The 21202-nt window shown below is 45.2% G+C and carries 18 protein-coding genes, 2 tRNA genes and 1 other RNA gene; 12 read left to right on the forward strand and 9 right to left on the reverse strand.

Translation table 11 applies throughout. The features are described 5' to 3' along the window. The 3 genes from menC (at nucleotide 1) to KHN79_RS04505 (ending at nucleotide 2699) form a co-directional block, all read left to right on the forward strand. Nucleotides 1-990: an o-succinylbenzoate synthase gene (gene menC / locus KHN79_RS04495; protein WP_182011106.1), complete on the forward strand. Its 990-nt coding sequence runs from the start codon at nucleotides 1-3 to the stop codon at nucleotides 988-990. Continuing rightward, nucleotides 975-2408 carry an o-succinylbenzoate--CoA ligase gene (gene menE, locus KHN79_RS04500; protein WP_182011107.1) on the forward strand — a complete coding sequence of 478 codons (1434 nt, stop codon included), beginning with the start codon at nucleotides 975-977 and terminating at the stop codon, nucleotides 2406-2408. The genes menC and menE overlap by 16 nt, the downstream gene beginning before the upstream one ends. Before the next feature lie 111 nt (nucleotides 2409-2519). Next, nucleotides 2520-2699, forward strand: coding sequence for a hypothetical protein (locus KHN79_RS04505; RefSeq protein ID WP_182011108.1), 180 nt, complete (start codon nucleotides 2520-2522; stop codon nucleotides 2697-2699). Between the two features lie 293 nt (nucleotides 2700-2992). Here KHN79_RS04505 and KHN79_RS04510 read toward each other — a convergent pair whose 3' ends face one another. The 3 genes from KHN79_RS04510 to KHN79_RS04520 form a co-directional block, all read right to left on the reverse strand. After that, nucleotides 2993-3931 (reverse strand): putative sulfate exporter family transporter, encoded by a 939-nt coding sequence (locus tag KHN79_RS04510; protein WP_182011117.1) that lies wholly within the window; start codon nucleotides 3929-3931, stop codon nucleotides 2993-2995. 145 nt (nucleotides 3932-4076) lie between these two features. Further along, entirely contained in the window at nucleotides 4077-5951 is a 1875-nt protein-coding gene (locus KHN79_RS04515) for an MFS transporter (RefSeq protein ID WP_182011109.1), read from the reverse strand. Nucleotides 5952-5963: 12 nt separating this feature from the next. Then, on the reverse strand, nucleotides 5964-6554 hold the full coding sequence (locus tag KHN79_RS04520) for a TetR-like C-terminal domain-containing protein (protein WP_182011110.1): 591 nt from the start codon (nucleotides 6552-6554) through the stop codon (nucleotides 5964-5966). A 255-nt stretch (nucleotides 6555-6809) separates the two neighbouring features. Between KHN79_RS04520 and KHN79_RS04525 the strand changes: the two genes are divergently transcribed. Next, a complete protein-coding gene (locus KHN79_RS04525) occupies nucleotides 6810-7682 on the forward strand; it encodes a Tim44 domain-containing protein (RefSeq protein WP_182011111.1) in 873 nt (290 codons plus the stop codon). A gap of 384 nt (nucleotides 7683-8066) precedes the next feature. On the opposite strand, the gene KHN79_RS04530 is transcribed toward KHN79_RS04525, so the two are convergent. Together KHN79_RS04530 and KHN79_RS04535 are read right to left on the reverse strand one after the other, a co-directional pair. After that, a tRNA-Tyr gene (locus KHN79_RS04530) sits at nucleotides 8067-8151 on the reverse strand. A gap of 88 nt (nucleotides 8152-8239) precedes the next feature. Then, nucleotides 8240-8324, reverse strand: a tRNA-Tyr gene (locus KHN79_RS04535). A gap of 298 nt (nucleotides 8325-8622) precedes the next feature. On the opposite strand from KHN79_RS04535, the gene KHN79_RS04540 reads away from it, so the two are divergent. From KHN79_RS04540 to KHN79_RS04550, 3 genes are all read left to right on the forward strand, one after another. Beyond that, nucleotides 8623-9681 (forward strand): efflux RND transporter periplasmic adaptor subunit, encoded by a 1059-nt coding sequence (locus KHN79_RS04540; protein ID WP_182008282.1) that lies wholly within the window; start codon nucleotides 8623-8625, stop codon nucleotides 9679-9681. Continuing rightward, on the forward strand, nucleotides 9681-12794 hold the full coding sequence (vexH, locus tag KHN79_RS04545) for a vibriobactin export RND transporter permease subunit VexH (RefSeq protein ID WP_182008281.1): 3114 nt from the start codon (nucleotides 9681-9683) through the stop codon (nucleotides 12792-12794). Before KHN79_RS04540 ends, vexH begins: the two co-directional genes overlap by 1 nt. A 267-nt stretch (nucleotides 12795-13061) precedes the next feature. Next, nucleotides 13062-13379 (forward strand): DUF1244 domain-containing protein, encoded by a 318-nt coding sequence (locus tag KHN79_RS04550; protein WP_014231244.1) that lies wholly within the window; start codon nucleotides 13062-13064, stop codon nucleotides 13377-13379. Between the two features lie 55 nt (nucleotides 13380-13434). On the opposite strand, the gene KHN79_RS04555 is transcribed toward KHN79_RS04550, so the two are convergent. Next, on the reverse strand, nucleotides 13435-14529 hold the full coding sequence (locus KHN79_RS04555) for a PLP-dependent cysteine synthase family protein (RefSeq protein WP_182008280.1): 1095 nt from the start codon (nucleotides 14527-14529) through the stop codon (nucleotides 13435-13437). A gap of 125 nt (nucleotides 14530-14654) precedes the next feature. On the opposite strand from KHN79_RS04555, the gene KHN79_RS04560 reads away from it, so the two are divergent. After that, nucleotides 14655-15128, forward strand: a complete 474-nt coding sequence (locus KHN79_RS04560) for an Lrp/AsnC family transcriptional regulator (RefSeq protein WP_182008279.1) — start codon at nucleotides 14655-14657, stop codon at nucleotides 15126-15128. An 80-nt stretch (nucleotides 15129-15208) separates the two neighbouring features. Here KHN79_RS04560 and tesB read toward each other — a convergent pair whose 3' ends face one another. Beyond that, the gene (gene tesB, locus KHN79_RS04565; protein ID WP_182008278.1) at nucleotides 15209-16069 is read right to left on the reverse strand and encodes an acyl-CoA thioesterase II; all 861 of its coding nucleotides are present in this window, start codon (nucleotides 16067-16069) and stop codon (nucleotides 15209-15211) included. Between the two features lie 183 nt (nucleotides 16070-16252). On the opposite strand from tesB, the gene KHN79_RS04570 reads away from it, so the two are divergent. Next, on the forward strand, nucleotides 16253-16687 hold the full coding sequence (locus KHN79_RS04570) for a YbaY family lipoprotein (protein ID WP_182008277.1): 435 nt from the start codon (nucleotides 16253-16255) through the stop codon (nucleotides 16685-16687). A gap of 44 nt (nucleotides 16688-16731) precedes the next feature. On the opposite strand, the gene KHN79_RS04575 is transcribed toward KHN79_RS04570, so the two are convergent. Then, the gene (locus KHN79_RS04575) at nucleotides 16732-17034 is read right to left on the reverse strand and encodes a DNA base-flipping protein (RefSeq protein ID WP_182008276.1); all 303 of its coding nucleotides are present in this window, start codon (nucleotides 17032-17034) and stop codon (nucleotides 16732-16734) included. Between the two features lie 218 nt (nucleotides 17035-17252). Between KHN79_RS04575 and KHN79_RS04580 the strand changes: the two genes are divergently transcribed. The 3 genes from KHN79_RS04580 (at nucleotide 17253) to KHN79_RS04590 (ending at nucleotide 19661) form a co-directional block, all read left to right on the forward strand. Further along, entirely contained in the window at nucleotides 17253-17996 is a 744-nt protein-coding gene (locus tag KHN79_RS04580; protein WP_182008275.1) for a hypothetical protein, read from the forward strand. A gap of 243 nt (nucleotides 17997-18239) precedes the next feature. Beyond that, an RNA gene (gene ffs / locus KHN79_RS04585) (signal recognition particle sRNA small type) lies at nucleotides 18240-18336 on the forward strand. 275 nt (nucleotides 18337-18611) lie between these two features. Further along, on the forward strand, nucleotides 18612-19661 hold the full coding sequence (locus KHN79_RS04590) for a beta-propeller fold lactonase family protein (protein ID WP_182008274.1): 1050 nt from the start codon (nucleotides 18612-18614) through the stop codon (nucleotides 19659-19661). A 262-nt stretch (nucleotides 19662-19923) separates the two neighbouring features. Here KHN79_RS04590 and KHN79_RS04595 read toward each other — a convergent pair whose 3' ends face one another. Next, nucleotides 19924-20715: a hypothetical protein gene (locus tag KHN79_RS04595; protein WP_182008273.1), complete on the reverse strand. Its 792-nt coding sequence runs from the start codon at nucleotides 20713-20715 to the stop codon at nucleotides 19924-19926. Nucleotides 20716-21202 lie beyond the last annotated feature (487 nt).

Genomic DNA, 21202 nt, shown 5'->3' on the forward strand with positions numbered 1-21202 from the left:
ATGCGTACAGCGAAGATTTACCGTTACTGTCTCCCAATGGACAGTGGCGTAATACTACGTGATAACAAATTAACGGAACGTATCGGCTACATTGTCGAGTTGTCAGAGGATGGACAGACTGGTCTGGGTGAAGTCGCACCGTTGGCCGGATTTAGCTTAGAAAGCACAGATGAAGCGGGGATACAGCTTCAGGATCAGGCTGAACGTTGGGTTGCCGGACTACCAATTGATTACGCCAACATGTACCCATCTGTGGCGTTTGGTTTGTCTATGGCTCAGCTGGAGTTGTCCGGTGAGTTACCGCGTGAAGGTAAATACCAGACCGCGCCTTTGTGTGTCGGTGACCCTGACGACTTGATCCGAAAGCTGGACGAGATGGGCGGTGAAAAAGTTGCCAAAGTAAAAGTGGGACTTTATGAGCCGATTAGAGACGGTATGCTGGTGAACCTGTTTCTGGAATCCATTCCTCAACTCACTTTACGACTTGATGCAAATCGCGCCTGGACACCAGAAAAAGCGCAGGAGTTCGCTAAGTACGTGACCCCGTCTTTACGTCAGCGAATCTCATTCTTAGAAGAGCCTTGTCGCTCTCCAGGCCATAGTTTGTCGTTCGCTATTAATACCGGCATTGCGATTGCGTGGGATGAGACTTTACAGGATGCGGCTCGTCGTGAGGATTTCAGACTTGAAGACCTGACCGGTGTAAAAGCAGTAATTATTAAACCGACTCTGCTTGGCTCAATCGGTTTCTGTATAAAACTGATAGAGAAAGCAAAGTCGCTGGGTATGAAAGCGGTCATTAGCTCAAGTATTGAATCCAGTTTAGGCCTTACTCAACTTGCACGTTTTGCCAAGTGGCAACTGCCGGATGAAGTGCCTGGTCTAGATACAATTGGCTTATTTAAAGCGCAATTGGATCGCGGCTGGCCGAAGTGCGAGCTTCCTATAATTCCGCTGACTGAGCAGGAGTTAGTGTGGTATTCAGCATAGACAATGTTGCAATTGCACCTTGGAAATACTGGGCTCAATCGAGCCCATTTTCGATTGCTCTTGAGACGCCGGATGAGGCTCTGAACTGGCAGCAACTTGAATCCCGAATCAGTCAATACGCATCTTACTTGCAGCAACAAGGCATAACTGGCGGCGATGTGATTACGTTAGTCGGCAAAAATCAACCAGAATCGGTGCTGCTCTATCTTGCAGCTCAGGAAATTGGGGTGATGGTTGCATTGACGATGCCACAGCCGTTAGAAAGTCTTAAAACCAAGCTCGACACGCTCTATAAACTGAATCAGCGCCGTTATGTTTGGTTTGCCAATGACGGAGTAAAACCGTATTCGAAATCGGAGCTTAGCGCACTGAACTGCAGTTTGCTTTTTCCTTTACAAGCTCAGACTCAATTATCGAACGATGGGGTAGCAGGTGATTATTACCATGATAACTCTGCCTCTGTCGTATTCACCTCCGGTTCGACTGGAATGCCAAAAGCGGTTGTTCACACACACCGGCAACACTTTGCTTCTGCACAGGGTCTGTTAAGGGAATTTAAGTTTACTGGGCAGGATAGCTGGCTATTGTCTCTGCCTCTTTATCATGTTTCCGGTCTGGCGATTGTCTACCGCTGGCTTTATGCTGGGGCAAGGTTGAAAGTAGGCTCGGGTAATCTGGCTCACGACATACGAGATGTTTCGCATGCTTCCTTGGTTTCCACTCAGCTCAAGCGTTTACTGGATGATAAGGCCGCGTTGTCTTTGTCTCATGTGTTACTGGGTGGCAGTCATGTTGAGCATGAGCTGGCACTAAGAGCATCAAAACATGGGATTGAAACTTGGTTGGGTTATGGCATGACGGAAGCCGCGTCTACAGTCACAGCAAAGCAAATCGACAATGTCAGTAATGCTGGGCACTTACTCCAAAACCGGGAAATAAAACTGCTCGGGCAACGTATTTATATCGGTGGTCAGACATTAGCTTCTGGCTACTTTTATCAAGGTGAGATTACACCGCTGGTGGATGAGTCCGGTTGGTTTGACAGTAAAGATTTAGGTGAATGGCAGGGTGATGAGCTCAAGATTATTGGCAGGGCTGACAATCAGTTTATTTCTGGCGGTGAGAATATTCACTGCGAAGAAATTGAAGCGGCACTTAACCAAATCGAGAGCGTCGTTCAAAGCATAGTGGTGCCAATTGGAGACGCTGAGTTTGGTTTCAGACCTGTTGCTGTTATTCAAACCAACAACTTGCTGAGCAAACAGGACTATGAGCATTACTTAAAAGCTAAGCTGGAAAAGTTTAAATGGCCAGTGGCGTATTACGCGCTTTCGCCAGCCTTACTTGAGGGTGGAATAAAAGTGTCGCGCAAAGCTGTGAAAGATTGGCTAATAGACGAGCGGAATAAGACTCCCTGAAGTAAGGTTAGTCAATTTGGCTATGTATTAGTATGAAAGGGAATTTCGTATCCTTATAACACTGAATCATAATTACGCCTCGATATGGAGTGTAAAGGAATAAAGTTCAGTATGGTCAAAACGGCATTAATAGCGGCAATTTTGCTACAGATAGTCGTGTCCCTGATCAGTGAAGGGTTAGCGAAATCTTTAGCTGAACTGAGCGCATTTATCATTACCATCGCTTTGGTCTTTTTCCATCACCAACAACGCAGACCCCCCGCAGATAAGGCCGATTCAAATAGCGTTTAAGTGTCAGCTTTTACGGTCTATTTTGACCGGTATTAGCTAGGGTCTGTTGACCTTTCGAGCTGATTTTTGCAGCAGTTTGTGGGTTCTTTATACAAGGCAGAGGCTTTGAAATGTAGTTGCCCTACCTAATAAGCCGATAACGCAGTAGAAAGGAACCACAAACGCTGCCCGAAGGGTTCAGCTAAAAGCGTTTTACTCTTTGTTGAGAGGTGTTTTGCTTAGAATGACTAGGCTACAAACCTCTCGCCGCGATTAAAACGCTTTTATCTCGAACAAAATTTAACCGCGAAAGGTCAACAGACCCTAATGATTAGCCAGGTCAGTGAAATCACAGAAACCAGCACCCACAAACTCACACCAAACAGTAGCGGCTTCGCGCCTGCAGACATCAGCTTCGAGACCGAAATACTGCAGCCAATCAAAAACAAACACACAACCAATGCTTGCTTCGCAACCGTAAAGACACCGTGATAGATCACCTCGAACTGAGGTAACAAGTCGCTGAACGCGATCGCTGCACAATACCAAAAGATAAAGTAAGGGATCGCCAACTTGCCTGAACCGTCTTCTCTGTTACCTCGGGAGAAGATCACTGCACTGATTAACGCGACAGGAATAATCCAAAGCGCGCGTGCGAGTTTTAGAGTTGTCGCTGTGGTAAGTGCTTCCTCACCATATGCAGAAGCAGCGCCAACCACTGAAGACGTATCATGGATGGCAATAGCAGCCCATGTTCCGAATGTTTGTTGGTCTAAACCCAGAGCGTGGCCGATAACAGGAAACACAAACAGAGCAATAGAGTTAAGAACGAACACAGTAGCTAGCGCCAAACCAATCTGCTCATCTTTGGCCTTAATAGCAGGCGCAACTGCAGCAATGGCACTACCGCCGCAAATCGCGGTACCAGATGAAATTAAGTACGCCGTTGTCGTTTCCAACTTAATAGTTTTAGCAATGAGTGAACCAATCACTAGTGTGCCGATAATCGTTACTATGATGAGACCGATACCATCCGATGTGACCGCAAGTGCCTGTTCGAAATTAATACCGAAGCCTAGTCCAATGATTGAATAAGAGAGCAGTTTTTTAGTTAAGGATGCGAGCGGCAGCTCTTTAGGCACAAAGCCCAGGCTCGCCAGCAAAAAGCCGATTACCAGTGCAATAGGAGAGGTTATCAGTGGGGTCAGGCAAAAAAGCAGTGCCAGTCCGAATAGGAGGTACTTTTTATTCAAGGCTAATTGTTCGTTGTTGTTTTTTATAATCGCGAGTATATCGCATCGTTTATGGTCAGTTTGTCTTAATGATTTGAACACATGTTCAGATATTCTAAACATATGCTCGCATTCATTATATCAGGGGGCAACAGATCCAAGACAGTTAACGCCAGTCTCCCCGAAGGTCTCGTACTTTCTCAAACATTAACTGAGCGGTCGCATTACTCGGCTGGACTGGTTCTCCGGCCTCGATCTCCAGCTTTGACCAGAACCTATTAGGTAACCCTTTACAGGCACGGCCTTTATATCGACTGAAGTAGCTGCCCCATAATCCTTTCAGTGCTACAGGGATCACAGGTACAGGGCTTCGGCGCAATATGATATCAATGCCACGCATAAACTCGTTGATCTCTCCGTCAGAGGTGAGTTTCCCTTCAGGAAAAATACACACGATATCACCGGCTGCGAGCGCTTGTTCGACTTCAGTGAATGCTCTTCGGATAGAAATCCTGTTGTTCGCTGAAATGGGGATGACACCTGTGCGACGCAGGAAGCCCCTAATTGGTTTCAGATTGGCATAGTCCTCTTCCATTACAAAGCGGATTAACCGGGGACATACCGCACTTAGCAGCAGCGCGTCCATATAACTGACATGGTTAGCTACGATTAGCGCACCACCTTGCTCTGGTAAGTTATGCAGGTTTTTATGTTTTACCCGGTAGATGGTATGAGTCAGTACCCAAACGACAAAACGCACCACAAAGACAGGGATCTGCATGAAGAGGTAGGCGGCAATAAGGAAGTTCAAAATCGACAGCAGGGCAAATAACTGGGGAATTGTCATCTCCAGCACGCTTAGGCAGACAATACCCAGAACGGCACTTCCTACCATAAACATTGAGTTAAAGATGTTGAGACCGGCGATGACCTGCGCACGCTCTGTTTCTTTTGCTCTATGCTGCATTAACGCGTAGAGAGGAACGATAAATAATCCGCCCGATGCGCCAATCAAAAGCAAATAGACAAATAGCGGCCAGAATTCTCTGTAGTTAATAAATTCGCCAAAAGTCTGGAACTGTGGTAGTTCAGCTGGCACCGATGTCGCCATCAGGTAGCCAAAAATAGTAATGCCCAAAGCGCCAATAGGAACGATACCGACTTCAATCCGGTGATTGGAAATCCAGTTACAGATTAGTGAGCCCAAAGCGATACCGACTGAAAATAGTGCCAGCAGGAATGAAACCGCACTCTCTGTACCGTTGAGGTACACCTTGGTGAAGTTTGGAAATTGAGTCAGATAAGCTGCGCCTAAGAACCAGAACCAACTGATTGCCATGATGCACTGGAATACAATCCGGTCTGATTTACAGATTGAAAGTGTGTGTTTGGTTTGCTTATAGGGCTGCCAGCGGAACGTAAGGTTTGGCGCACTTGCTGCTGAAAACGGAATGAAGCGGCTGGATAAGTAGCCCAGCAGAGCAAACAATACAACACTGAACGCAGCGATGTATTTGGCATTCTCGGATGAGGCGATAATACCAGCGCCAAGGGTGCCGATTAAAATGGCGATAAAAGTACCGGCTTCAACCAGTGCGTTGCCGGGAACTAACTCTTTATCGTTCAGGTTTTGTGGTAACAGGGCGTACTTTACAGGGCCAAAAAAGGCAGATTGTGTCCCCATCAAAAACAGCAGTAACAGCAATACGCCATAACTTTCTGTGATAAAACCAATTGCGCCTAACAGCATAATTGCAATTTCAAAGAGCTTTACTTTGCGGATAAACCAGGACTTTTCATACTTATCCGCTAAAACGCCCGCAGACGCAGAGAAAAGGAAAAAAGGGAGAATGAATAATCCAGCGGCTAAATTGATGAATAAGTTACTGGAAACTGGTAACGCACCGGCACCAGCAAAGGCGACAAAAAGCAGTAATACATTCTTAAAGATGTTGTCATTGAAAGCGCCGAAAAACTGAGTAATGAAGTAAGGCAGGAACTTTCTTTGTCTTAGCAAGGAGGGATGTCGGTCAGATGACATTTAAAAGCCTTATTACCAGTTAGTGAGATAGTTCGACAATAGGTTGTGAATTAATGCTTTGCCGTCAACGACTTCACTAGAAAAAAACTTATCATCAACACTAAGTAAAGTAATGCCATGTACGCCTGACCATAATACGCGACTGGCTTGAATGACTTCCGATTCTGTACGGTGCGGAGCAAGTTGTGCAAGCAGTGACTCTAACATGCCTGTCATGCCGTCAATGCGTTTGGCGTGCCATTCCGGAAGTTCGGCCCCGTTCATGCTGTGCTCAAAGACCAGTTGCCAGCGGTATGGATGTTTTTGGGCAAAATCGTGGTAGCAGTAGGCCAGTTTAAAAAGTGTCTCGTAGGCGTCTTTACTATTACTAGTGGCTTCTAGTGAGGCTTGTGATAATTCATCGAGAGTCTGGGCAACAGCGTGTAAAAGTAACAAGTTATAGTTACCAAAAATGTTAACTAATGTACTTGGCACATACCCGATCATATTGGCGATTTTACGAAGGCTGAGCTCATGATAGGAGTTTTCTTCTAAAAAATCTTTTACGGTTGCCAAAGTCAGATTAACTAACTCTTCTCTGGTGTGATCGTTTCTGCGCGCCATGTTTCAAACTGCCTTATTGAACGTTGTTCAATATGATAGTCGCCGACTTATTAGCCGTCAACAGACCCTAGATAAATTGGAATATAAGTTCGCAATATTCTGATACATGTCAGACCCGTTATATTGTTTTAATGAGCAGGCATACGGAGTATGATGACACTACACTTGTCTTTGACGTGCTACTGCCTGAAGCGATGAAATGTCGTATCAGTCGGTCACATTCTTGGATAACTTTCGTCAATAGTAAGGGTCATGATGAAACGCATATTTTCGATTGTCGCTCTGCTGATGTTTACCGTCGCTGTAACACCGATCGCAGAAGCGAAAAAGTTTGGTGGTGGTAAGTCTTTTGGTAAGAGTTACAAAACGGCGCCAGCGCCTAAACAGCAGCAACAAAACACAAATACAATTGGTAAGGATCAAACCGCTAAGCCTTCTAGTAAGAAAGGTTTAATGGGTGGTTTACTTGGTGGTCTTTTAGCTGGTGGTCTGCTTGCCGCGTTCTTTGGTGGCGCTTTTGAAGGCATCCAGTTTATGGATATCCTTATTATTGGTTTGATTGCTTTCCTCATCTTCAAGCTAATGCGAGGTATGCTAGGTGCTAAGCAGGGTAGTATGAACCAGCATCGTCACCAGCCGGCATTTGGTGGTAACAACTCTAAGTTCGAACAGCCGAACACTCAAAATTTTGAGCAGCAGCCAAACGCAAACGCGGGTGGTTTTGGTGGCTTCGGTGCGCAAACAGAAATACCACATAACTATCCACCGGGGTTTGACCAGGCAGGTTTTGTTAATGGTGCTCGCGAGCACTATCGTATTCTGCAAGGTGCGTGGAACCACAATCAGCTAGACACGATAGAAGAGTATGTATCGCCAAGCTTGCTAGACGATCTGAAAGCTGAACGTGCAAAACTGGATGGTGAACAACATACAGATGTTATGTACGTTGACGCTGAAATAGTTCGCGCGGATTACAATGCGAACAAAGCAGAGCTTAGCTTGCAGTTCAGTGGCCGTTACCGTGATGCCGTTGAAGGTATCGAAGAAGATATCACTGATATCTGGCACTTAGAGCGTGACCTGACGGTACCAAATGCTCCTTGGCTGATTGTTGGCATCCAAGGTTAATAGCCTACAACCTTCAATTTAGTCAAAATAGAAATCCCGCTTATAGCGGGATTTTTTGTATCTGTAACTCTCCGCTATTCTAATTCATACCAAGCTAATTAAGTACTCGACTATTTTTGCTGGCTAACATCGCTGAGAGCTGTTTAATAGATTATGCAATTAGAATAACTAGTTACTTCAGCTTGTGCCTTGCTCTAAGACTTTCCATTTGTAATAAATCCTGCGCAATACACTGATCACTGATTTACTGTGATTGGTATATAGAGAAAGTAGATAATGATTTGTTAACCGAAGCATCAGGATTATTGATAGAGCTTGGAAAGGAGTAAGGTTAATCTGGCATAGAACGAAAAAAGCCAGCTCGATGAGCTGGCTTTTTCAATATGGTGGAGGGGGACGGATTCGAACCATCGAAGGCGGAGCCGGCAGATTTACAGTCTGCTCCCTTTGGCCACTCGGGAACCCCTCCAGGGTGTTTTTATACTTAGAAAAGGTTTTCCCAACACGTTTTCCAAGTGTTTCTTATAGTCTATCCAGAGGAAGATCATAAGAGAATATGGTGGAGGGGGACGGATTCGAACCATCGAAGGCGGAGCCGGCAGATTTACAGTCTGCTCCCTTTGGCCACTCGGGAACCCCTCCAGGGTATTTTTTATGCTTAACAAAGCAAACTTAGAAAATGTTTTCCCAACACATCTCCCAAGTGCGGAGCGCATCATAGCAAACTCGCTCAAGCTGTAAAGCGTTTTTCCTGCGTTTTTGCGTTGAACGCTGCCTTTTTAGTCAAAGGTGCCAGAAAGTCAGCATTTTGTCTGTCCTTTATACAGCAGAGCACCATTCTTTTTTCGTGAATTTACAATACTTGACGTTTGGAGACGTAACTATTGGTAATATGTAGCGAGTTTAATGACCAAAGTCTATTCGTTAAGTAACCAATAATATGAACATGAAAGCCCGTTTATCTCTATCAGTTCTAATGCTTTCTATCTTAATGGCATCGCATACCACTTTTGCTGCACAGCGTGGCCCGACTGCTATTACTGTTGTGACAGAGCAAGTAGAAACACACGAAATTAATCAATCTTTATCTCTTATCGGTAAATTAAAGGCCGCTGAGTCTGTTGTTATTGCTTCTGAAGTTTCGGGCAAAGTGGAGCAAATCGCTGTCAAAGCGAATCAAAGCGTTCAGCAAGGACAGTTACTGATAAAGCTTCATGATGATAAAGCTCGCGCTGCGCTTGTTGAGGCTCAGGCATACCTAAAAGATGAGAAACGTAAGCTCACTGAGTTTCAGCGCTTGGTGAAGCGTAATGCCATCACTCCAACCGAGATTGATGCTCAGAAAACAAGTGTGCAAATCGCAGAAGCTCGACTTGATGCAGCGAGAGCTAATCTCGCCGACCTACATATTGATGCGCCTTTCTCCGGAACCGTCGGTTTTGTTGATTTCAGTCGCGGTAAAATGGTCAGTGTTGGTACTGAACTGGTCACCCTTGATGATCTTTCAGTAATGGAACTGGATCTACAGGTACCAGAACGTTACTTGTCGATGTTATCTGTCGGGATGGATGTCAAAGCCAAGACCAGCGCCTGGGGCGCGCAAACTTTTACCGGCGAAGTGACGGGCATCGATACTCGTATCAGCTCTGAAACACTAAACCTTCGCGTGCGTATTGAGTTTGATAACCCGGAAAACCGTCTAAAACCGGGAATGTTGATGAATGCATCCTTGGCATTTCCCGCAATTAAAGCGCCAATCATTCCTGTTCAGGCTCTTGAATATTCGGGTACGAAACGATTCGTTTATGTTATCGACGAAAACAACAAAGCGTCTCGTAAAGAAGTGCTTCTTGGGGCACGTGTTGATAACGAAGTTGTTATTGAATCGGGTGTCGAAGTAGGTGACAAGATCGTTGTTCAGGGTATCGTCAACATGCGTGATGGTGTGAAAGTCGAAGAGATTGTTGCACCTTTAAAATCAGATAAGGAACAGAACTAATGTTACTTTCTGATATTTCCGTTAAACGTCCTATTGCGGCGTTGGTATTGAGTATGCTGCTTTGTGTGTTTGGCTTTGTGTCATTCAGCAAACTAGCAGTACGCGAAATGCCTGACATCGAAAGTCCGGTTGTATCAATCTCGACACGTTACGAAGGTGCGTCGGCAACTATCATTGAGAGCCAGATTACGTCAGTGCTTGAAGACCAGCTTTCGGGTATCAGTGGTATTGATGAGATAAGTTCCACCACACGTAACAGTTCGTCGAGAATTACGATTACTTTTGAATTAGGTTACGACCTTAATACAGGCGTGAGTGACGTACGTGACGCTGTAGCCCGGGCACAACGTTCATTACCGGATGAAGCTGATGATCCGATTGTTTTCAAGAACAACGGCTCGGGTCAGGCTTCTCTGTATATCAATCTAAGCTCATCAGAAATGGATCGCACCCAACTGACGGACTACGCAGAACGCGTGTTGATGGACCGCTTTAGTCTTATCTCCGGGGTTAGCTCGATCGATCTTTCTGGCGGGTTGTACAAAGTGATGTACGTAAAGCTAAAACCAGAACTCATGGCCGGACGCGCGGTAACGGCGTCGGATATCACCACAGCACTGCGCAGTGAGAACCTGGAAAGTCCCGGTGGTGAAGTACGTAATGATTCTACTGTCATGTCGGTACGGACCGCGCGAACCTATAACACGACGGAAGACTTTCAATATCTGGTTGTAAAACGTGCAAGTGACGGAACGCCAATCTATCTGAAAGATGTCGCGGATGTTTTTATTGGCGCAGAAAACGAGAACTCTACCTTTAAAAGTGACGGTGTAGTGAACATCAGTTTGGGCGTGGTGCCTCAGTCTGATGCGAACCCGTTAGAAGTGGCTAAGTCAGTTCGAACTGAAGTAGACAACATCCAGAAATTCCTGCCTGACGGCACGCGCCTTGCCATTGACTATGATGCAACGGTGTTCATCGAACGCTCTATCGAAGAGGTTTACAGCACGCTGTTTATTACCGGCGGTCTGGTTATTCTTGTGCTGTACATCTTCATTGGTCAGGCTCGAGCAACATTGATACCGGCGGTTACTGTTCCGGTGTCGCTTATCTCGTCCTTTATCGCCGCTTATTACTTTGGCTTTTCAATTAACCTCATCACCTTGATGGCGCTTATTTTATCTATCGGTCTAGTGGTAGATGACGCCATCGTTGTTGTGGAGAATATCTTCCACCACATTGAACGTGGTGAATCTGCGTTACTTGCTGCTTATAAAGGGACGCGAGAAGTAGGGTTTGCCGTTATCGCAACCACATTTGTATTGGTGATGGTGTTCTTACCTATCTCCTTTATGGATGGCATGGTTGGTTTGCTATTTACCGAGTTTTCGGTGCTTTTAGCTATGTCGGTGATTTTTTCTTCACTGATAGCGCTTACGTTGACTCCGGTATTGGGCAGTAAAATTCTAAAAGCGAATGTCAAACCGAACCGCTTTAATGCGGCTGTCGATCGTCTTTTTGTGAAACTGGAGAGAGGTTATCGAGGTGCGCTAAAAGGGGCATTAAAAGTTCGCTGGATAGCACCGCTTATTATTCTGGCGTGTATTGGCGGTAGCTATGCCTTGATGAACCAGGTTCCTGCTCAGTTGACACCGCAAGAAGACCGAGGAGTAATTTTTGCCTTTGTTCGCGGCGCGGATGCAACCTCGTATAACCGCATGTCTGCAAATATGGATATCGTTGAAGATCTGCTAATGCCACTATTAGGGCAGGGCTTTCTAAAATCTTTCAGCATTCAGACACCAGCTTTTGGTGGTCAAGCCGGTGACCAAACGGGTTTTGTCATCATGATCCTCGATGACTGGAATGACAGAAGTGTTACCGCGCAAGACGCTTTGGGCAAAGTTCGCGGGGCACTTGCTGGAATTCCTGATGTGCGTGTATTCCCGTTTATGCCCGGCTTCCGTGGTGGTTCAAGTGAACCTGTTCAGTTTGTACTAGGCGGCTCAGACTATGATGAACTTTTAGTTTGGGCTGATAAGCTGAAAAACATTGCTGAAGACTCGCCAATGATGGAAGGCGCAGAGATCGATTACTCTGAGAAAACGCCAGAATTGTTGGTCACGGTTAACAGACAACGCGCAGCAGAGCTTGGTGTCAGCGTGGCAGATATTTCCGATACGCTCGAGATCATGTTAGGTGGTAAAAGCACAACCACTTATGTCGACCGTGGTGAAGAGTACGACGTTTACCTGCGCGGCGACGAGAACAGCTTTAACAGTGCAGCGGATTTAAGTCAGATTTATCTGCGTACCAACAGCGGCGAGTTAGTGACGCTCGATACGGTGACTAAGATAGATGAAGTGGCAGCATCGATTCGTCTTTCACACTATAACAAGCAGAAATCGATTACGATTAAAGCCAACTTATCCGATGGCTACACATTAGGTGATGCTCTGGATTACCTTGATCAACAAGCAATAGATTCTTTACCGAATGATATTTCAGTGAGCTACTCCGGCGAGTCGAAAGACTTTAAAGAGAATCAGTCCAGCGTTGCGATTGTTTTTGCGCTTGCTTTGCTGGTGGCTTATTTAGTATTGGCTGCTCAGTTTGAAAGCTTCATCAACCCATTAGTTGTGATGTTTACCGTACCTATGGGGGTGTTTGGTGGGTTCCTAGGCTTAGTCGTAATGGAACAAGGCATGAACATCTACAGCCAGATAGGTATGGTGATGCTTATTGGTATGGTAACGAAAAACGGCATACTGATTGTTGAGTTTGCCAACCAGCTACGCGACCGAGGCATCGAATTTGAAAAAGCGATTGTTGATGCAGCAGCCCGTCGTCTGCGCCCGATTCTAATGACGGCATTTACGACTCTGGCTGGTGCGATACCACTTATATCATCAACCGGCGCAGGTTATGAAAGCCGCGTTGCCGTTGGTACGGTTATCTTCTTTGGTATGGGCTTTGCCACACTGGTTACTTTGTTTGTTATTCCTGCCATGTATCGCTTAATTGCAGCGAATACCCGTGCTCCGGGTCATGTGGAAGCGGAGCTCAATAAAGCGCTGAGTCAGGACTCTAAGGGACGCGTTACGCATCCTTAGATAGATTGAGCAACCAAAAACAAAAAGCACCGGCAATTCAACGTTCGGTGCTTTTTACTTATATACCCAAGCATCTTGAGTTTATTGGGGTAGAGTAATAATTGATTTTGAGTGAGACACAATGGCGTTTTTGATAACTTGGCGTTACCCTGTGTGACGAACCATTAATAGAATAATAGAGCTTGTCGTTCTCATATAAGGTATGGCCGTTAGGACGGTATCTGTTACCGAGAACAGCAGGCAAAATAGTTAAAAAGGAAAGTTAAAGTGGCCGAGTTTAAATACAAAAACCTTACACAAGAAGAACAAGATAAGTTAGATGCTGCGACATTTCGCCGCCTGTTGGCTCATTTAGACGCAAATAAGGATGTACAGAATATTGACCTGATGATTCTTGCAGGTTTCTGCCGTAACTGTTTTAGCAAGTGGTACACAGCAGAAGCAGAAAAACTGGGTGTGGACTTAGATATCGATGATGCGCGTGAGCGTGTGTACGGCATGACTTACGATGAGTGGAAACAAAACCACCAACCTGCTGCAACGCCAGAGCAGTTAGCCGCTTTTGAAGCGCGTCAGAAAAAGTAGTCGCTTAAACAATATAAAAATAGCCCGCATTACGCGGGCTGTTTTGTATTTCCCTCTATCCGAGAACAGGCTCACAACAAGCCGGTTCTGTACACCCCCTTGCCTGAATGGTCTCGAGCAGAGCAACATAAGGTTGGATGTCACCGATGTTTTGCTTCACCCACGCCATGTCGTAATACGTATCTAAATAGCGTTCGCCGGAATCACAAAGTAAGGTGACAATCGAGCCACTCTCGCCACGCAACTTCATCTCACAGGCAATTTGAAGGGCGGCATATAAATTGGTACCGGTAGAAGCCCCGACTTTACGTCCGATCAAATTGGAAACCCAGTGCGCGGTTGCTACGCTTGCTCTGTCCGGGATTTTCCGCATTTTATCTACGACTCCGGCAATAAAACTCGGCTCTACACGGGGGCGGCCAATACCCTCAATCTTACTTCCTGTTTCGCATTTCAGCGCTGAATTTCCGGTATGAAATGCATCATAAAATACCGAGTTTTCTGGGTCCGCAACACACAGTTTCGTCTCGTATTTCTGATAGCGGATAAAGCGCCCAATAGTTGCCGAAGTACCGCCGGTACCCGGGCTCATGACCACCCAACTTGGGACAGGGTGATCTTCTAACTCCATTTGACTGAAGATAGAGTTTGCGATGTTATTGTTTCCACGCCAGTCGGTCGCACGTTCCGCGTAAGTGAACTGATCCATATAGTGACCATTGAGCTCCTCTGCGAGACGTCGGGATTCATCATAGATTTGATCCGAGCGATCGACCAGATGTGCCTGACCGCCATAAAACTCAATCTGTTCTATTTTCTTACGGGCGGTGCATTTCGGCATCACGGCAATAAACGGCAAACCAAGCAGACGGGCAAAGTAGGCTTCAGAAACCGCGGTACTACCTGACGAGGCTTCAATAACCGTGGTTTCCGGGCCGATCCAGCCATTACAAATTGCATATAAAAACAGAGAACGCGCTAAACGGTGTTTTAGTGAGCCAGTAGGGTGAGTGCTCTCATCTTTTAAATAGAGATCGACACCATCAAGAGAAGGAAGGTCAAGTTTTATCAGATGAGTGTCGGCAGAGCGTTGAAAATCGGCTTCAATTTTACGTACAGCATTATTGATCCACTGGTGGTCAGTACACATAGCGTCTCTCCTTGAAAGTAAGTGCTTTATGAAAATAATTTACCTATAAAAGAAGAGAAAAACTTTGCTATATTTGTTTAACTTATGTTTATTTGGGGAAATAATTTCCCCTTTAGTTGATAATTGTGGAAAATAATTTAGATAAAATTGACCGGAAGTTACTTTCTTTACTCCAGACAGATGGAACTTTGTCATTAAACGAGTTAGCCGAGCGGGTTAATCTCACAACAACTCCGTGCTGGAAACGTCTCAAGAAGCTTGAAGATGAAGGATATATAGAAAAGCGAGTAGCATTGCTGAGTGCGGACAAGCTGGATCTGTCGTTTATTGCGTTTGTGCAACTTAAAACCATTGATCACTCAGAAGAGTGGTATCACCACTTCGTAACGACAGTGAGTGATTTTCCCGAAGTGATGGAGTTTTATCGCATGGCCGGTGAGTACGATTACATGATGAAAGTGTTGGTGAAGGACATGAAGTGCTTTGATAAGTTTTATAAGCGCCTGGTAAACAGCGTTAAAGGGCTGTCGAATGTTACGTCTACTTTTGCTATGGAATCGATCAAGTACACCACAGAACTGCCTATCGGTCGCTCTTAAAGTACAAGAAAACACCATAAAAAAGGAGCGCATTGCGCTCCAATAAATTTCATTCTAAATAGTTTTACAAGAACGTTAATCTATTTGGTATGACGCATGACACCTTCCTGGACTGCGGTGGCGACCAAGTGGCCTTGCTGGTTGTAGATTTCTCCACGAACCAGCCCTCTGGTGTTACTCGCTGTCGGGCTTTCAATGGCGAACAGCAACCATTCATCCATCTTAAACGGGCGGTGGAACCAGATAGAATGGTCGATGGTAGCGACCTGGAAGTTTGGTGTCATCAGAGAAACGCCGTGCGGGTGCAGCGCAGTAACCAGGAAACCCCAGTCTGAAGCATACCCCAGCAAGTACTGGTGGATCAGTTGGTTATCAGGCATCTCTCCATTGGCGCGAATCCAAAGATACTGCTTAGGTTCTGCTTTGGTAGGTTTCAGCGGATTAATCACCGTCACCGGACGCATCTCAATTGGCTTCTCGCCGCAGAATGTTTTGCGCAGTCTCTCAGGCAGATACTCGGCAATATTGCTAGCCAGCTCACTTTCCGAAGGATAATTTTCCGGGCCAGGTATATCCGGCATGGTTTTCTGATGGTCGAATCCGGGTTGATCGCTATGATATGAAGCTGTCAGGTAAAAAATAGGGCGGCCATTTTGAATCGCTTTGACGCGGCGGGTACTGAAGCTTCGGCCGTCTCGCAGGTTTTCTACATCGTAGATAATTGGCTTTTCCGGGTCCCCCGGATATAAGAAATAGCTGTGGAAGGAGTGTACGGTACGAGTTTCTTCGACAGTGTAACGAGCTGCAGAAAGAGCCTGTCCAATCACCTGGCCACCGTACACTTGAGGTAAACCTAAGTTCTCGCTTTGTCCGCGGAACAAGCCTTCTTCTAATTGTTCTAGTTGTAATAGGCTCAACAATTCTCTTAGTGGTTTACTCATTCTCTCTCCTCACCGTTTTGGTATAAGTATTATGAGTATAACCTGTAGTAAAAATGAAACAAAATCAGCTGGTTGGTAAATCGACACTTCGTCAAACTATTGTTAAATCAAGTAACTAACAGGAGACAGTTTACTGTTCCAACTCTATACTTAGCGCGGTTTTATACTCATCCTGAGGAATATATGAAAAAAACACTCTTACTTGTTACATCTTTATTATTTGGTGCTGCATTAGTGGGTTGCCAAAATTCTCAAACAACAGAAATGGATTCTGCTGAGGTGTCAATGAAGACAATTACAGGTACAGTGGCTTACCGTGAACGTATCGCTTTACCGCCTAATGCGGTGGTTACTGTGTCACTAGAAGATGTTTCTCTGGCTGATGCGCCATCAAAAGTGCTCGCTAAGCAGACTTTTGAAACAGAGGGCAAGCAAGTTCCTTTTGCATTTGAACTGAACTATGACAGCAATGAAATTCAAGAAAAGCATACTTACAGTGTTCGTGCGCGTATCGAGGTGGATGGCCAGTTACGCTTTATCAGCGATACTCGTCACGCAGTGATTACTGATGAGGCGCAAACTCATCAGGTAGATATCAGACTTGTTGGTGTACGTTAATATCCGTTTGCTGACTTAATGGTATGGACGAAAAATGGCAGCTGTTAAGGCTGCCATTTGTATTTTTTAAGCGATATTTTTCCGATTTCAGACACCAATACTCCCTCTTCTTCCAGCTTCTCTTTCTGCCTGTCCAAATCTCGTCCTTTTAATGAAATCTTTCCCTGGCTGTTAATCACTCTGAACCAAGGCAATTTACTGCCTTCCGGTAAGTTTCCTAGCGCTTTTCCCACGTGTCGTGCGTATCCCGGATAGCCCGCCATTCTGGCAATCTCGCCGTAGGTTGACACTTTCCCTTTTGGAATTTGGTGAATTACAGCAAAGATTTGGGCTAAGAATTGATCCATACTCAAAGTGTCCGTTGTGAATTACCAAGGAATGGTAATACAGGCAACGAGTCTTTTGCTAATAGTTATACCAATGCCAGCTATTATCTTTTTTTCTTGCTGGTTAACGTCGCTTGTTGGTGCGTTAGCATATTTGTAATCAGCCCCACTTAATGATGTATAAGAACTGAGTTTTGTATCGTTGAGTTCCAAGTTAGGTGGGGAAGCTAGGAGGCTTTATGATTTTTGCAACCATTCAGTTTTTTATCGCAGCCTTGCTCGCCGTCGTCTGTGTCAGAGCCATGAGTTTAAGTGGCGGCGAACTTCCGGTACTTGCTCTCATGATCCCTGCGTTATGGTTATTACCTCAAGGCGGTTTTGCCGGCTTGGTGTTGCTTGGCGCGATGATGGCTTTTGGAGCTACGCTTTCAGTACAGCCAATTGCACTGTCTATTGGTATCTTAATTCTTTTTCCATTATTGATGGTGGTTTTTTCTCACCGAAGTTCATTAGGCGTACTGCTTACCACTGGCCTGATTGTATTAACGCTACAGGTGGGGATTATGGTGACTCAACAGGGCGGAAAACTTGATGGTTCAGCGTCCGTTACTGCGGTTCAGACACTTGCCGTTATTACTATGTGGTGGTCGATAACCCACTGGAAAGCGTCGAGCAAGCACAGCTGGTGGCCGTTATTGCTGCTGGTGCCTTTATGGGTCGCGGATTTAACTTATGCAGCTCTTGTCTCACTTAGCCTGATCGGAATGCTTTCCTCAATGGAGGCACTGACTAAGCTCAAGCAGTCTATACACTGGAGCAAGCTGCTATGCTGGACACTGCCTACCGTAGGCTTTGCTGCATTGGTCGTGAGCCCTGCAACAGATGTTCCGAGACCAGTGTTCGTAGTTTGGATTTGCCTATTGGGAACTGCCTGGATGACGGATTACATTTTACGTAGCAGTGATGAAGAAGCAGAACTGTAAGCGCGCACGATAGGAAGCGAGTGTACGAGACTGAGAGTGCATGTCTGTGTGGCTTTACTGTGGGCTTAATGCAAAACGCAGAAGCCATTGAGGGAATTAAGCTTAACGCTTTATATTGACCGAGTTTTGTTCAAACGATCGCTAAATGGTGAATTTAAAGGCTTTTGCCCTTGCATTATGAGGGCTGATACTGAATAATCGCCCCATCGTTTGAGGTAAGCCCTCGACAAAAGAATTATGGGGCTCTGGTCCTCTCGCAACAATAGCTCGTGAACTCGGTCAGGTCCGGAAGGAAGCAGCCGCAGCGTGTGACTTGTGTGCCGGGATGTGGCTGGGCCCCACCCATTAAAAAGCCTGCAATGTGAAAACATTGCAGGCTTTTTGCGTATTTGCATTATAAGTCTTCATTACCTATTTTGTTGTAGGTTGAGAACATAAGCTTCACCTTCACAACATCTTCTCCGAAATAGTCTAGAATTCCTCTTTTACCAATTAATATAAGTACTTGATAATGCTAGCTGGCTAAAATCGCTTTAGTTTGACCACTTACTTATCGAGATTAATGGATTAAAAGATAACTGCCCAAGGCACGGCCAACCAGGTCAAGAGGATTACATGAAACGGTTTATCTACCTCTCTAACGCGGAGTCCGGCATCATCTCTCGCTACCAACAACAAGGGGAGCAACTCATACATATAGGAAACACTAATGTTGGCAGTTTGGTGATGCCGATGGTGGTGAGTCGAGATGGACACTATCTGTATGCCGCTCTGCGCCAAGCGCCTTATTGCATTGTACGCCTAGCGATTGATCCAAGGAGTGGGGATCTGACGGAATTGGATAGGACGCAACAGGCAGCAAGCATGGTCAATTTGGATATTGACCACAATAACCACTGGCTACTGAGCGCTTCATTTAATCATAATATGGCAACCTTAAACCGTATTGAAGACGACGGCAGTTTGAACGTAAACAACATCACCATCCAGCTGGAAGGGCACTGTCATGCTTGTAATATTAGCCCGGATAACCAGTGGTTGGTGGCTACCGAATTTGGGCAGGATCGCGTCAATGTCTATCGACATTTAGATGATAGTCATCATGAAGTAGCTTTGGTTCATCAATACTCTTTTTCGCGTGAATCAGGGCCGCGTCATTTGGTGTTTTCCACTTGTGGTCAGTTTATCTACGTACTGTGTGAAATGATCGCATCGGTGAACGTGTTTGCTTTTGATAGTAAAACCGGAGCGATGGCGCTGATTGATGAAGTGGAAGCTGCGCCCCTTGAAATGCTTGGTTTGGAAAAAGGACTGCCGCCATCGAAACGCGTAGTGCCTGATGTGCCCCGCGCCTGGGCGGCGGATATTCAGCTATCGGCTGACGGCCATTTTTTATATGTCTCAGAGCGTACCACCAGCATTATTAGCCGCTTGGAAATTACGGCTAATGACCCCATACCACGCTACGCAGGGTATGATCATGTTGTCACTCAGCCACGCAGTTTTGCGCTGACCCCTGATGGACAATATTTACTGGCTAGCGGTGAGCTCTCTGATCACTTGGCCTTGTATCAAATTGATGCTCAGACTGGCCAGCTCAGTGAGCTAGACCGCGCCCGTTGTGGCGCCAATCCGGCATGGGTATCAGTGGTTGATTTCCCTTAGCGACTAATATCAATCGATACCACCACTACAAGCCAGTAATGATTGGTGCTTGTTGAACTGCTTTTATCTGATGGGGCATGAAACACTGAAATGCCCCGTTATGTTTTAACACAGATCGTTAGTGGCAAACTGCACCAAAGAATTTTCGATACTTAAAGTTATCCGAGCTAATTATCAGTTAGAATCCATAGCGCATGCTCAACTTTTATCTTTCTATGAAAAAAAACAGGGGCATATCGTAAGTTCTACAATGGAAGTTTAATCAAAGTTGGTAGTTGAATTCCAGACGATGGTCTCCATCCAAAAAATCAAGATTTTCATTCCAATTAGCAAAATATCTCAGGTTGAATCTTGGGGTAAATTGGTAACTCACAGCGAACTCATGAGTAAGAATATGACTGGTGTTTTTGCCATAATAGTTATCAGTATAATTGTCAGAACCGGAAATCGTGCTGAGCCAAAAAGGATTATAGTTTAACCAAATTTTTTCAGTTAATTGGTATTTTGAGTACATTCCAACGAGACCGTATAAGCCCATGATAGAGTAACCACTATCTATGGTTCCGTCGTCTTCTAGCGCATCATTACCAATTGATACGCCAACACCCGCTAGAGGGTAGAGAGTAAAGTTGCCAAATGGGGGAAGTGCTTGAATTAAACTATAAGAAATATCAGCGGTTTCTTCTGCTACTAGAGAGGGTTGCAGACTGTAATTTACGTCAAGTTGAGCGGCACGACCATTTTCCAGTTTAACGCTGAAGTTACGAAATCTGAATGAATCGACGGAGTTATCCAAAGTCTTTTTACTTCGCCATCCAAAAACGTCACCCAGAACCCCTTTTACCTCCATGACGTTCATACCCGCAGTCAAATCGGAGCCAGTATCGTATGCTTGACCTACTTTTAGATTAATCCCTTTGTCTGTAAAGCCTGCGCCTATTTGCGTATAAACAGCAAGGGGATCGGACATGTCCTGGACATCGTCTTCCGCAAAAGTCGTGAAACTCATACTAACAAGTATTGTAGAAACAGCTAGACGCTTGCTGATGCTCATGAGCTTACCTCAATTATTTGAACATATTCGTTTTATACTAGACCACATTAAACGTAGTCTAAATTGTTTGAGGATGCAGTTTTTAGAGCACTTGGTTCGAAGAAGTCTTTCACAAATAAACAATGTTATTGTCAGTGAGAATAAAAGTTGGGATACAGAAAGTTATCCGTAGTTACCTAGTCTGGTCTATTGCGGTGATTTTAACGCAGTTAGGTGCTAAAAGAGCTGTACTGACTGGCTTAAATTATCCCGAGTTGAGGTTAATTTATCAAAGTTACTGACAAGGTTCTGTCCAAAAGTTTGTTACATACATACAACGTTATGCGAACTTATGTTGCAAACTGTATTTTAAGCCTTTGATAGTTCTTCTCAGTTATGCAGACTTATGCTGCAGGCATCACATAAAAAAGCCCGCTACATACTGATATGTTGCGGGCTTTTTGCATCTTCTCGGCATCATTTTTCTATGCGTGTTGGCAACTTGAAT

This window comes from Vibrio sp. B1FLJ16 (genome assembly GCF_905175385.1).
In the GTDB taxonomy this organism is placed as follows: Bacteria; Pseudomonadota; Gammaproteobacteria; order Enterobacterales; family Vibrionaceae; genus Vibrio.

What these genes read in the sequence shown, in the direction of transcription:
- menC (WP_182011106.1), top strand. Translation starts at nt 1, where the DNA reads ATGCGTACAGCGAAGATTTACCGTTACTGTCTCCCAATGGACAGTGGC.
- KHN79_RS04505 (WP_182011108.1), top strand. Translation starts at nt 2,520, where the DNA reads ATGGTCAAAACGGCATTAATAGCGGCAATTTTGCTACAGATAGTCGTG.
- KHN79_RS04515 (WP_182011109.1), bottom strand. Translation starts at nt 5,951, where the DNA reads ATGTCATCTGACCGACATCCCTCCTTGCTAAGACAAAGAAAGTTCCTG.
- KHN79_RS04520 (WP_182011110.1), bottom strand. Translation starts at nt 6,554, where the DNA reads ATGGCGCGCAGAAACGATCACACCAGAGAAGAGTTAGTTAATCTGACT.
- KHN79_RS04525 (WP_182011111.1), top strand. Translation starts at nt 6,810, where the DNA reads ATGAAACGCATATTTTCGATTGTCGCTCTGCTGATGTTTACCGTCGCT.
- KHN79_RS04540 (WP_182008282.1), top strand. Translation starts at nt 8,623, where the DNA reads ATGAACATGAAAGCCCGTTTATCTCTATCAGTTCTAATGCTTTCTATC.
- vexH (WP_182008281.1), top strand. Translation starts at nt 9,681, where the DNA reads ATGTTACTTTCTGATATTTCCGTTAAACGTCCTATTGCGGCGTTGGTA.
- KHN79_RS04555 (WP_182008280.1), bottom strand. Translation starts at nt 14,529, where the DNA reads ATGTGTACTGACCACCAGTGGATCAATAATGCTGTACGTAAAATTGAA.
- tesB (WP_182008278.1), bottom strand. Translation starts at nt 16,069, where the DNA reads ATGAGTAAACCACTAAGAGAATTGTTGAGCCTATTACAACTAGAACAA.
- KHN79_RS04570 (WP_182008277.1), top strand. Translation starts at nt 16,253, where the DNA reads ATGAAAAAAACACTCTTACTTGTTACATCTTTATTATTTGGTGCTGCA.
- KHN79_RS04575 (WP_182008276.1), bottom strand. Translation starts at nt 17,034, where the DNA reads ATGGATCAATTCTTAGCCCAAATCTTTGCTGTAATTCACCAAATTCCA.
- KHN79_RS04580 (WP_182008275.1), top strand. Translation starts at nt 17,253, where the DNA reads ATGATTTTTGCAACCATTCAGTTTTTTATCGCAGCCTTGCTCGCCGTC.
- KHN79_RS04590 (WP_182008274.1), top strand. Translation starts at nt 18,612, where the DNA reads ATGAAACGGTTTATCTACCTCTCTAACGCGGAGTCCGGCATCATCTCT.
- KHN79_RS04595 (WP_182008273.1), bottom strand. Translation starts at nt 20,715, where the DNA reads ATGAGCATCAGCAAGCGTCTAGCTGTTTCTACAATACTTGTTAGTATG.